Origin of the sequence: Fictibacillus sp. Mic-4, from assembly GCF_049843615.1 — a bacterium.
In the GTDB taxonomy this organism is placed as follows: domain Bacteria; phylum Bacillota; class Bacilli; order Bacillales; family Fictibacillaceae; genus Fictibacillus_A; species Fictibacillus_A gelatini.
The window spans coordinates 192891-203828 of sequence record NZ_JBBHZM010000002.1; the positions used below are offsets into that span (position 1 = coordinate 192891).

General features: G+C 40.1%; 13 protein-coding genes. 11 read left to right on the forward strand and 2 right to left on the reverse strand.

The genetic code is table 11. The features are described from left to right. Positions 1 to 4 precede the first annotated feature (4 nt). The 9 genes from WD019_RS03705 to WD019_RS03745 all read left to right on the forward strand — a co-directional run bounded on the left by WD019_RS03705 (position 5) and on the right by WD019_RS03745 (position 8267). Positions 5 to 1981, forward strand: coding sequence for a glycoside hydrolase family 15 protein (locus WD019_RS03705; RefSeq protein WP_425710694.1), 1977 nt, complete (start codon positions 5 to 7; stop codon positions 1979 to 1981). A gap of 106 nt (positions 1982 to 2087) precedes the next feature. Then, complete coding sequence (gene rpmG, locus WD019_RS03710) at positions 2088 to 2237, forward strand: 50S ribosomal protein L33 (protein WP_026676727.1); 150 nt, start codon at positions 2088 to 2090, stop codon at positions 2235 to 2237. Between the two features lie 60 nt (positions 2238 to 2297). Continuing rightward, positions 2298 to 2870: a 5-formyltetrahydrofolate cyclo-ligase gene (locus WD019_RS03715; protein ID WP_026676728.1), complete on the forward strand. Its 573-nt coding sequence runs from the start codon at positions 2298 to 2300 to the stop codon at positions 2868 to 2870. Beyond that, positions 2867 to 3649, forward strand: coding sequence for a DUF92 domain-containing protein (locus WD019_RS03720; RefSeq protein WP_425710695.1), 783 nt, complete (start codon positions 2867 to 2869; stop codon positions 3647 to 3649). The genes WD019_RS03715 and WD019_RS03720 overlap by 4 nt, the downstream gene beginning before the upstream one ends. Next, a complete protein-coding gene (gene mobA / locus WD019_RS03725; RefSeq protein ID WP_051291302.1) occupies positions 3640 to 4257 on the forward strand; it encodes a molybdenum cofactor guanylyltransferase in 618 nt (205 codons plus the stop codon). Before WD019_RS03720 ends, mobA begins: the two co-directional genes overlap by 10 nt. Before the next feature lie 329 nt (positions 4258 to 4586). Continuing rightward, on the forward strand, positions 4587 to 5642 hold the full coding sequence (locus WD019_RS03730) for a M42 family metallopeptidase (RefSeq protein ID WP_035350278.1): 1056 nt from the start codon (positions 4587 to 4589) through the stop codon (positions 5640 to 5642). 82 nt (positions 5643 to 5724) lie between these two features. Then, on the forward strand, positions 5725 to 5919 hold the full coding sequence (locus WD019_RS03735) for a YqgQ family protein (RefSeq protein WP_026676731.1): 195 nt from the start codon (positions 5725 to 5727) through the stop codon (positions 5917 to 5919). A gap of 45 nt (positions 5920 to 5964) precedes the next feature. Beyond that, positions 5965 to 6930, forward strand: coding sequence for an ROK family glucokinase (locus WD019_RS03740; RefSeq protein ID WP_425710696.1), 966 nt, complete (start codon positions 5965 to 5967; stop codon positions 6928 to 6930). A 149-nt stretch (positions 6931 to 7079) separates the two neighbouring features. Beyond that, positions 7080 to 8267, forward strand: coding sequence for a M14 family metallopeptidase (locus WD019_RS03745; RefSeq protein ID WP_026676733.1), 1188 nt, complete (start codon positions 7080 to 7082; stop codon positions 8265 to 8267). A 58-nt stretch (positions 8268 to 8325) separates the two neighbouring features. Here WD019_RS03745 and WD019_RS03750 read toward each other — a convergent pair whose 3' ends face one another. Further along, entirely contained in the window at positions 8326 to 8505 is a 180-nt protein-coding gene (locus WD019_RS03750; protein ID WP_026676734.1) for a DUF2759 domain-containing protein, read from the reverse strand. Between the two features lie 101 nt (positions 8506 to 8606). Further along, positions 8607 to 9032 carry a hypothetical protein gene (locus WD019_RS03755; RefSeq protein ID WP_026676735.1) on the reverse strand — a complete coding sequence of 142 codons (426 nt, stop codon included), beginning with the start codon at positions 9030 to 9032 and terminating at the stop codon, positions 8607 to 8609. 72 nt (positions 9033 to 9104) lie between these two features. Here WD019_RS03755 and WD019_RS03760 point away from each other — a divergent pair, with 72 nt between their 5' ends. Beyond that, positions 9105 to 9734, forward strand: coding sequence for an MBL fold metallo-hydrolase (locus WD019_RS03760; RefSeq protein WP_425710697.1), 630 nt, complete (start codon positions 9105 to 9107; stop codon positions 9732 to 9734). A 1-nt stretch (position 9735) separates the two neighbouring features. After that, positions 9736 to 10818, forward strand: coding sequence for a class I SAM-dependent methyltransferase (locus WD019_RS03765; protein ID WP_425710698.1), 1083 nt, complete (start codon positions 9736 to 9738; stop codon positions 10816 to 10818). The last annotated feature ends 120 nt before the right edge of the window (positions 10819 to 10938 follow it).

The following is a 10938-nucleotide window of genomic DNA, read 5'->3' on the forward strand; positions in this document are numbered from 1 at the left end:
TACAATGGCTGGAGAGCTCGTTGTAGGAAATGGAAATATTTTAATTAATCTCGACCCTCATTTGCAAATTCGTGATATTTATTTTCCGTATGTCGGGTACCAAAATCATGTTCAAGGATACCCGAACCGTCTGGGAGTCTGGGTGAACGGTTCATTTTCCTGGCTCTCTTCAAATGAATGGGAAATTGATGCGCGTTATCATAAAGATTCACTGATTACGTTCAGTAAAGCGAAAAATGCGAATTTAGGAATCTCTCTTTTAGTGGAAGATGGCGTCCATCAACGGGAAAATATTTTCCTGCGAAAAATTTCCGTCACTAATCACTCGGATGAAAAAAAAGACGTACGTCTTTTTTTTCATCAAGATTTATCGATATATGAAACGGAAATCGGGGATACGGCTTTTTATGACCCTGAGACGGATACGATCATCCATTATAAGAAAAATCGCTACTTTTTGTTTAATGGAGAATTTGAACATACAGGGATTCAACAATATACAACTGGAATTAAACGGTTTCAGCTGGCGGAAGGTACGTGGCGTGATGCGGAAGACGGCCTTCTGCACACGAATCCGATCGCTCAAGGGTCAGTTGACAGTACGTTTTCACTTGAACAATCGATCGGACCTCATGAAACAAAGATTGCTTATTATTGGCTGACGCTGGGAAAGAAAAGAGAAGAAGCGGTTTCTTTAAATTATTATCTAAAGGAGATTGGCCCATCTTTAACACTTGATAAAATTACGGTCTATTGGCGAAAATGGATTCAAAAAGCAAATAGCATTAAAGCGGATTTATCAGAAGATATTATTGATTTATATAAAAGAAGTTTATTAATTGTTAGAACGCAAACGAATCAAAATGGTTTCATTATGGCAGCTAACGATTCGAGGATCCAACATTATAACAGGGATCATTATAGTTACATGTGGCCAAGAGATGGTGCGCTAGTCGCTGCTGCTATGACAAAAGCAGGATATCATCGGATGGTCGAAAATTTCTATCGGCGCTGTGCAGAATTAATTACTGAAGATGGCTACTTGCATCATAAGTACAATCCTGATGGCTCGATCGGTTCAAGCTGGCATCCTTTAGTAGGCAAAGACGGTGAAGTCCAGCTTCCGATTCAAGAGGATGAAACAGCTCTCGTGTTATGGGCGCTCTGGCAAGATTATACGCACACGGAAGACATTGAATTTGCCCAATCCCTTTATCGTTCGTTTGTCCGTCCTGCTGCCCGTTTTCTACTCGATTATTTTGATGACCATTTTGAACTTCCAAAACCGTCTTATGATTTATGGGAAGAACGCAGGGGCATTTTTGCCTTTACGGCAAGCAGCGTTTACGGAGGGCTGATAGCCGCCTATTCATTTGCCGAACTTTTCGGTGAGCAGGAACGAGCATTAAAGTATAAACAAGGAGCCGAACGAATTAAACAGGGGATATCTACACATTTGTATGATTCTGAAATCGGGCGGTTCATCCGTGGAATTTATGTAGATTCATCAGGGAACGTGACAAAAGATTTGACGATTGAAAGTTCATTGTACGGTTTATTTGCTTTCGGTGTATTTAAGCCAGATGATGAGCGCATGATCGCGACGATGAACGCGATCGAAAATGAACTTTCCATCCAAACGGAGATAGGCGGGATCGCGCGCTATTATAACGACTACTATTTTCAACAAACCCATCATATCGAAATCGTTCCGGGAAATCCATGGATCATTTGTACGTTATGGCTGGCTAAATGGAAGATCGCTAAAGCTAAAAAACTATCCGATTTAAAAGAAGCATTGGCTGTTTTTCATTGGGTTGTAAAACATGCTTCTCCGAGCGGGTTATTGCCTGAGCAACTCCATCCGATGACTGGCGAGCCGTTGTCTGTCTCACCGCTTACATGGTCGCACGCAACCTTTGTTGATGTCATTGTAGATTATGTTACCGCATTTGAACGTATTTCTCAAAACACCACTTGATGAAAATAGATGTGTCTGCTATGATAGTAAAGTATGAATTATTTTTGAGATAATCAATTCAACAATGAAGTAAACCATCAATTGGTTAGGTTTGGAGGGAAACAACATGCGTGTAAACATTACTCTTGCTTGCACTGAAACAGGAGATCGCAACTACATTACAACAAAGAACAAGCGTACAAATCCTGAACGTCTTGAGCTTAAGAAGTATTGCCCAAGACTTAAGAAATACACTCTACACCGTGAAACAAAATAAGGAAAAAATGAAGTCGTCTAATCTTTTGATTTAGGCGACTTTTTTATAAGGAGTTTAACGATGGACGACAAAAACATGTTGCGGAAAGATATGAAGCAAAAATTGACGCTGCTGGATCCGGCTATTCGTGAGGAAAAAAATGACCGCATTCAACAACACATCCTTTCACATCCTTACTGGCATGAGGCAAAAGTGGTCGGGTTGACGGTTTCTCGTGGCTTTGAAGTGAATACACGGCCAATTATAGAAGAGGCCTGGACCGAAGAAAAAAAAGTCTGTGTCCCAAAATGTAACCCGAAAACAAGGGAAATGACGTTTTATTCCATTACCTCTTTTTCCGATTTAGAAAACGTCTATATGGATTTATATGAACCGATTATTGATAAGACATTTGCTGTCCGGCCGGAAGAAATCGATTTGATGATCGTTCCAGGTTTGCTTTTTAATGCAAAAGGGTACCGAATTGGGTTTGGCGGCGGTTACTATGATCGTTATTTGGAGTACTATAAAAACAGAACCCTTTCATTAGCATTTGATTTTCAAGTCATCGAACGGCTTCCAATAGAATCGTTTGACAAGCCCGTAAACGGAATTGTAACGGACAAAAGCATTTTCATGGTAGATGACAAATGATAATCATTGTAACCATCGTTCTCGGATTTTTTGTTTACATAGCATACCGGCTTTCTTTTCTGACAGCAGGTGGGGCGATCGCAAGCTGGCTCGTCGGTCTGTTTGTCTGGGTTTCTTTTCAGATCGAAGGAATTGTGCTTCTTTGTCTCTTTTTTATCACATCATCCCTTTTAAGCAAGTTTAAAAAGAAGAAAAAAATGAAGCTAAAAACGATCGAAGATGAGAGCAAAGGGAGAGAAGCAGGCCAGGTTTTTGCAAATGGCGGAGTGGCATTCATAGCGAGCGCCGGCCATTTAATTGTTCCTCATCCTTTTTGGATCGGCTTGCTTGTTGCAAGCCTGGCAGAAGCAACGGCGGATACGTGGGCCTCCGAAATCGGTGTGCTCTCCAGAAGAAAGCCGTTTCATCTTCTTCGTTTGCGACAAGTGGAAAGCGGAATTTCTGGAGCAGTTTCCATTCCTGGTTCTATAGCGGCACTTACGGGCGCCTTTGTAATGGGGGTTGCTGGAACTGAATTTCTTTTTGATCATTGGTGGCCGTTATCTATTTTGTTTACGACAGCCGGCTTTTTCGGAAATATCGTTGATACGTTTCTTGGCGGTTCCGTTCAAGTGGCGTATCGCTGCCCTATTTGTAAAATTGAAACGGAAACGACGATTCATTGTAATCACCCGACAAAACAGATCAAAGGCTATGAATGGTTGACAAATAATGTCGTGAATTTCTTATCGAGCCTGGCAGCGGGGGTTCTTGGAGGAGTGGCGGTTTTATGGATGTGAAACAAAGGAATGACTATACGGGAATTGTCTTGGCTGGAGGATGTTCATCCCGTTTTCCTTTCCATAAAGCGTTCGCTAAACGGGATCGCCAATTTTTTTATGAATATGCTATTTCTGTTCTCGAGCTCTTTACAAAAGATGTCCTCTTGCTCGTTCATCCATCGATTAAAGAGCGAATAACATTTTCAGGGGTGAAGCTAGAAGATGAGGAACCGTATAAAGGACACGGACCATTGGCCGGAATCTATACCGGTATGAAACACTCGAATAGTTCCTGGTATGCTGTTCTTTCTTGTGATATGCCATGTGTTATGGCAGATTTATTTCAGAAGCTTCATTTTGTAAAGGAAAAAAAGAGTAATGTGCAGGCCGTTATACCTGTAACAGATGGCCATATTCATCCGCTTTGTGCGATTTACCATCGAAGCTGTTTTCCCATCATTGAACAATTATTGAAAAAGGGGAAAAGGAGAGTGCGGGATTTGTTGGCGATAATTAATGTAGAGTATGTGAATGCGGGCGATCTGGGGCTAATTGCGACACAATTTCAAAACGTCAACACGATAGAGGATTATCGCACTGTCCTCGGTAGAAACGTTTCGGATTGAATAAAAAACCGTAGCTTAGCAAAAAGTAAAAGCAAGGAGGAATGAAGCGTGAAAATCCTTGTGAAAATAATCTTGTTTTTGATCTTGCTTTTCTACGGTTATCAAATGAGATACCGGTTGCTCAATTTTGTCCTTGGACAAAACATCATTCGCCGTTTTCTCGTAGGAAGAATGATGTCAATGCCGTTTGTACGAAGCCGTTTAATGAAGGAGATGTTTTAAGCGCCGAATGTGATCGTGGCGCTTTTTATTTTTTTTCCGAAGAAGGAAATCAAAAATTTTTAGCGAATATAATTATGTTTAATGTTATAGAGAAAGCAGGGAGAGAAATGGACCATCCAATTAACGGACAGGCGATCATAGACTACATAAAAGAGCTCGTATCTATTCCAAGTCCATCGGGATATACTGAAGAAGCCATTGCATATGTGGCTTCGTTTATGAAAGAAAATAATGTTCCTTTTTACATTAACCATAAAGGCGGACTGGTTGCGACACTAAAAGGTAAAGATGATACGAAACACCGGATGTTAACCGCACATGTTGATACCCTTGGGGCGATGGTTAAAGAAATTAAAGCGAGCGGACGTTTGAAACTAACGGCAATTGGCGGATTCAGGTGGAATACGGTTGAGGGAGAATATTGCAAGATTCATAGCGGAAACGGAAAAACGTATACTGGCACGATCCTCATTCATCAAACAGCTGCCCATGTTTATAAAAATATGGGAGAAGTAAAGCGAAATGATGAAAACATTGAAGTTCGGCTTGATGAAGCAGTGAAATCAAAAGAAGATGTCGAAAAGCTTGGCATTTCCGTCGGTGATTTTGTCTCGTTTGAACCGAGGGTGGAAGTTACCGAAAGCGGCTTTATTAAATCAAGACACCTTGATGATAAGGCTAGTGTCGGTATATTAATGTACCTTATTAAAGTGATACAAGATAGAGAACTAACACTTCCCTTTACGACTCATTTTTTAATTGCGAACAATGAAGAAATCGGATATGGAGGAAATTCGAACATCCCTGAAGAAACCGTTGAATATTTGGCGGTTGATATGGGAGCAATCGGGGATGGGCAGTCAACGGACGAATATAGTGTATCCATCTGTGCGAAAGATTCGAGCGGCCCGTACCATTATAAACTTCGCCAACATCTTGTAAAGCTTGCCAAGGAACATCATATCGATTATCGGGTAGATATTTATCCATTTTATAGCTCGGATGCGTCTAGCGCTGTTCGGGCAGGATTTGATATTGTCCATGGGCTGATCGGACCAGGCATTGATGCATCACATGCCTTTGAGAGAACACATATTCGTTCCATTGAACATACCGCCCGACTGATCTATCATTATTTGCTTTCGAAAATGGCAGGCCAATGAAAAATTACCCTGTTCCGGACGTGGAATAGGGTCGTTTTTTAAGGAAATCTATCGGTCTGATATAATGAATTGGGTGATGATCATGAAAACATTATATGATGTACAACAGTTATTAAAACGCTTTGGGACGATTATTTATACGGGGGATCGACTTGCCGATATCGAAATGATGCAGGACGAAATTACGTTGCTTTTTAAAGAAAAATTAATCGAAGTTCAAGATTATCAAACGGCTATGCTCGTGTTAAAAAGGGAATATCGCAAATCAAGTTATTAGAGATTTTTTTGAACGAAACGATTCTTTGAGGAAAAGGATGGAAGAATGATGGATAAATGGTATGTTGGTGTTGATTTAGGCGGAACAACTATTAAAATGGCGTTTGTATCGGATAATGGAGAAATCATTAAAAAATGGGAGATTCCAACGGATACATCCGATCAAGGAAAAAATATTACAAAACAAATAGCGGAAAGTATTGATTTTCAATTAAAAGAACTGAATGAGCCGAAAGCGCGCGTATCAGGAATCGGTATGGGGGCACCTGGCTTTATCGACATGTCCCGCGGATTTATTTATCATGCAGTAAATATCGGCTGGAGGGACTTTCCGCTTAAAAATACACTGGAAAAAGAAACAGGGCTTCCTGTCGCCGTAGACAATGATGCCAATATCGCCGCGCTTGGTGAAATGTGGAGAGGAGCAGGAGAAGCTGCCCGTGATTTACTATGTATAACGCTCGGCACTGGAGTTGGAGGGGGCATTATCGTTAACGGCCAAATTGTTCACGGAAAAAGCGGCACGGCGGGGGAAATCGGCCATATTACCGTCATTCATAAAGATGGAGTGCCATGTAATTGTGGAAAATCAGGCTGTCTGGAAACCGTCGCTTCTGCTACTGGCATCGTGCGGTTGGCGAAGGAAGGATTAATTCGATATCCACATTCCAGTCTTGGGGAACTGCAGCATAAACAGGGAAGGTTAACTGCAAAAGACATTATTGAAGCAGCCGAAAAACAAGACGAGCTGTCCCTTAATGTACTGGAAACTGTAGGTTTTTATTTAGGCCAGGCGATAGCTGGTCTTTGCAATGCCTTTAATCCAGGTAAAGTCATTATCGGAGGAGGGGTTTCTAAAGCAGGAAAAACACTTCTAGATCCTGTTAAAAAACATTTTGACACATTTGCGCTCCCGCTTGTTGCAAAAGATGCAGATTTTGCCATTGCCACTCTAGGGAATGACGCCGGAGTTATTGGCGGAGCCTGGATTGCGAAACAGCAATTTAATTAAGAAACTAGCGGTTGGCAGGGTATAGCATCTACATGTAATAAAAGGGAAGATGTCTTGCCTGACGCTTCATAGACGCAGCATTTCTTTTTTCTCATACAAATGTTTCCCTTACATAAATTGAAAGTAGAGCGAAGTATGGAGGGAAAACAATGATTATTCAAGTGAGAAAAGGAGATACACTTTCCTATTACAGTATGTTGTTTCACGTACCGCTGCCAATCATTGAGGATTCAAATGAAATCGGAAGTACTTCTCTTCAAATTGGTCAAAAGCTTCACATTCCGGGATATACTATCGTTCGACATCATATCAGTAAAGGCGAGACACTATATTCAATTGCAAAACAATATCAAGTGCCGCTGGATAGCTTATGCCTTTTAAATCCGCTTGTTGATCCAATGACACTAATAGAAGGCCAGGCTATCGATATTCCGAGGCAAATTACAGGTCGGAGCATTATTGGGAAAAAAGAGTATGATTACTCGACATTGCGAGATGATGTAAAGCTTCTTCAAGAAATTTATCCATTTGTGAAGATAAACACATTTGGCTATTCTGTAATGGGGAAAGAGCTTATTCAACTAAAGTGGGGAAGAGGAAAGAAGAAAGTCCACATTAACGCTTCATTTCATGCGAATGAATGGATTACAACTGCCATCTTGATGCTTTTTATAAATGATTACTTATTAAATTTGACAACGAGCGCCTCGATCCTCGGTGTCAATATCCTTGATTTGTATAAAAATACGACACTTTCCGTTGTTCCGATGGTTGATCCGGATGGCGTTGATCTAGTCCTTCACGGCCCGCCTAAAGTTGAGCCATATCATCATTTAGTCATGGAATTAAATAAAGGGGATTCGGATTATTCAAGTTGGAAAGCCAATATAAGGGGTGTTGATTTAAATAATCAATTTCCGGCCAGATGGGAAATTGAAAAAGCTAGAAAACCTAAAAATCCAGGACCGAGGGATTATCCCGGGGATTTCCCACTATCGGAACCGGAAGCAAAAGCGATGGCGGAATTAACAAAAATGGAAACGTTTGATCGAGTGATTGCCCTTCATACTCAGGGAAAAGAGATTTATTGGGGATTTGAGCGAGCAGAGCCACCAGAATCAAAAGAAATTGTTGATGAATTTTCTAAATGGAGCGGTTATAAAGCAATTCAATATTTGGATAGTTATGCAGGCTATAAAGACTGGTTTATTCAAGAGTGGAGAAAACCGGGATTTACAGTTGAGCTTGGAAAAGGGGTTAACCCCCTTCCATTGAGTCAATTTGACGAGATCTATAAAGATACGATCGGCATTTTTCTTGCCAGTTTATATATGTAAAGAAAAAATCATCAATGAAACAGGATTCATTGATGATTTTTTCTTAAAATCGCGTTCATTAACCTACGCCGGTTCCACCGTGGAATACATCCCAGATGGTCATAACTGTAAACCATCCGAAAACAGCGAATGTCAGAAAAGAAAATGCTGCCGCCAATAAATTTTTCCCTTTAAGAGATCGGAGAATACCGAATAAAGCTAAAATAGTAACTAGAGCAAAAATGATGCCTAATCCCATTTTAATGTCCCCCTTATTTGAATGGATTCATTATGTAAAAATCAGACGGGTATCATCTTGTATCATTTTACTTGTTTTTATACATTTTGTCGAGAGAGCATTTATGTTGAAATAAAAACAATTTGAATATTGTATGCTTTCGCAAAACGATGAATTAATTCGCGTTCTTGTTGAGCTATAAAATAAATCGGTTCGCCAGTATGGTCTATCGCGAGTAAATGTTCTTCAATTTGAAATAAGGCCATTTGAATATCAATATCACTTCCAGCAATAATTGAAAAAGGGACCGTCATATTTTCATATAAGTAGTATTTCTCTTTCGCAGAAAAAAATCCATAATCGTAAAAACGAGCGGTAATTGAAGGTGATTCGAGTGCGATTAAAGAAAAGACTTCTTCTGAATTGCCTGCAGACAGCTTTCGGGCTTCATACTCTGATGAAACGACCACGAATTGTCCATCAAAATCTAAAATATGTTCATCTTGGGCCATTTCTGGCTTTGCTTCAACGCCATAACAAATATTCAACGCCTACCCCTCCGTTTCTCTTACAATTTAGTGTAAAATATATAAAGAATAATGACAATGGAGGAGTTAATTATGGAATGGAAACGTTTTGTCGTTGGACCTGTGCAAGAAAATACATACATTTTACATAACAATAAAAAAGAAGCATTGATTTTTGATCCTGGAGCTAATGGAAAAAAGATTAATCAATGGATCGAAGAAAAGGAATTAAAGCCACTGGCAATTTTGCTGACCCATGCCCATTTTGACCATATTGGTGCGCTAGAAGAGGTTAGAAGGAAATGGAACGTTCCGGTTTATGTTCATCAAAATGAAGAAGATTGGCTTGAGAATCCGAAGAAAAATGGTTCCGCATATTTTATGCAAGAAATAACAGCCCGTAAAGCGGACCACCTGATTAATGGGGAAGGAGAACTCGTATTCAGTTCATTCCGCCTTAATGTATTTGAAACACCGGGGCATTCACCGGGAAGCGTTTCTTATTATGTAAAGGACGTAGGGCTTATATTTAGCGGTGATGCCCTTTTTGCCGGAAGTATCGGGCGAACGGATTTATATGGTGGAGATCAAAAAACCCTTTTAAAAAGCATACACGAGAAACTCTTAAGTTTACCTGAGGAGACGGTTGTTCTCTCCGGACACGGACCGGAAACCACAATCGAAAGAGAGATGGATATAAACCCTTTTCTGAGCGGTTTTTAACATGTTGGACATCATTAGACGGGAAATCGAGAGGTCACCCCATTTTGCTATAAATTATGAGCAATATATGAACCTCGTTCTTTATCATCCAGAAAAAGGGTATTACAATCGCGAACAACAAAAAATCGGAAGAAACGGGGATTTTTACACGTCTAGTAGCCTATCGGATCTATTTGGAATGGTCTGGGCGAACTGGTTTTATGAATCGATAAAACGTAACGATTTAAAGCCGATCATTTGCGAAATCGGGGCTGGTAATGGAAGTTTTGCTAAAAGCATGTTAGAGGAATTGAAAAAAACACATCCCGATTTTTATCATGAAGTTGAATATTTGATTATTGAAGCAAGCCCTTATCATCGGGGGAAAATAACCGATTGTTTAAGAAATGAGCCTGTCTCTATTTTCTCTTCAATAGAGGAATGCCAGAGTAAGGTTCCTGATTTTTGCGGCGTCATTTTTTGCAATGAACTGCTTGACGCGCTTCCCGTCCGGGTTGTGGAACAATCAAAGTCTATGTTATATGAAATGGTTGTCACATTAAATGAACGTAGTAAGCTTTCAGAAAAAAAAGTTGTATGCAAGGACGAGAATGTTATTTCGTGGATTGAAAAATATGTAGGAAGATTAAATCAGGGGCAACGGATAGAAATCCCTTTGAAAATGACAGAGTGGCTGTTAAATCTATACGGATGGATCAAACAGGCGGTCATTGTTTTTGTCGACTATGGCTACACTCGCTCGCAATGGAAAGAGCCTATTTTACAATCGGGCAGTTTAAGAGGCTATATGGCGCATCAAATGATTTCGGATCCCATTCTTTATCCGGGAGAAATGGATTTGACTTCACATGTTCATTGGGATGCTGTGAAAATGATCGGAAGGGAACATGGTGCAAATTGCAAGATGTTTCAGTCACAAGGGATGTTTCTTCTTGAAAACGGCATACTGAATCACCTTCAAGAAACTATAAATACAGATCCATTTTCAAAAGAGCATAAACAAAACCGGGCAATCCGTTCACTTGTTTTAAGTTCCATGGCGGACCAATTTCAAGTGATGATTCAAAAAAAGACGGTAACTTGAGGTTACCGTCTCAGCTTGTAGACAAAGTCCATAATGTGGACTATGTCTACAAGCTTTTTTTATAATTAAAGTAGAATTTTCTTTGTGGGGGTTAGGTAGATGTTATCAAAGCGAGAGGAG

Excerpts from the sequence above, each read along its gene's own strand:
- WD019_RS03740 (WP_425710696.1), top strand. The coding sequence starts at position 5,965 with ATGATGGATAAATGGTATGTTGGTGTTGATTTAGGCGGAACAACTATT.
- WD019_RS03715 (WP_026676728.1), top strand. The coding sequence starts at position 2,298 with ATGGACGACAAAAACATGTTGCGGAAAGATATGAAGCAAAAATTGACG.
- rpmG (WP_026676727.1), top strand. The coding sequence starts at position 2,088 with ATGCGTGTAAACATTACTCTTGCTTGCACTGAAACAGGAGATCGCAAC.
- WD019_RS03750 (WP_026676734.1), bottom strand. The coding sequence starts at position 8,505 with ATGGGATTAGGCATCATTTTTGCTCTAGTTACTATTTTAGCTTTATTC.
- WD019_RS03730 (WP_035350278.1), top strand. The coding sequence starts at position 4,587 with ATGGACCATCCAATTAACGGACAGGCGATCATAGACTACATAAAAGAG.
- WD019_RS03705 (WP_425710694.1), top strand. The coding sequence starts at position 5 with ATGGCTGGAGAGCTCGTTGTAGGAAATGGAAATATTTTAATTAATCTC.
- WD019_RS03735 (WP_026676731.1), top strand. The coding sequence starts at position 5,725 with ATGAAAACATTATATGATGTACAACAGTTATTAAAACGCTTTGGGACG.
- WD019_RS03760 (WP_425710697.1), top strand. The coding sequence starts at position 9,105 with ATGGAATGGAAACGTTTTGTCGTTGGACCTGTGCAAGAAAATACATAC.
- WD019_RS03745 (WP_026676733.1), top strand. The coding sequence starts at position 7,080 with ATGATTATTCAAGTGAGAAAAGGAGATACACTTTCCTATTACAGTATG.
- WD019_RS03765 (WP_425710698.1), top strand. The coding sequence starts at position 9,736 with ATGTTGGACATCATTAGACGGGAAATCGAGAGGTCACCCCATTTTGCT.
- mobA (WP_051291302.1), top strand. The coding sequence starts at position 3,640 with ATGGATGTGAAACAAAGGAATGACTATACGGGAATTGTCTTGGCTGGA.
- WD019_RS03720 (WP_425710695.1), top strand. The coding sequence starts at position 2,867 with ATGATAATCATTGTAACCATCGTTCTCGGATTTTTTGTTTACATAGCA.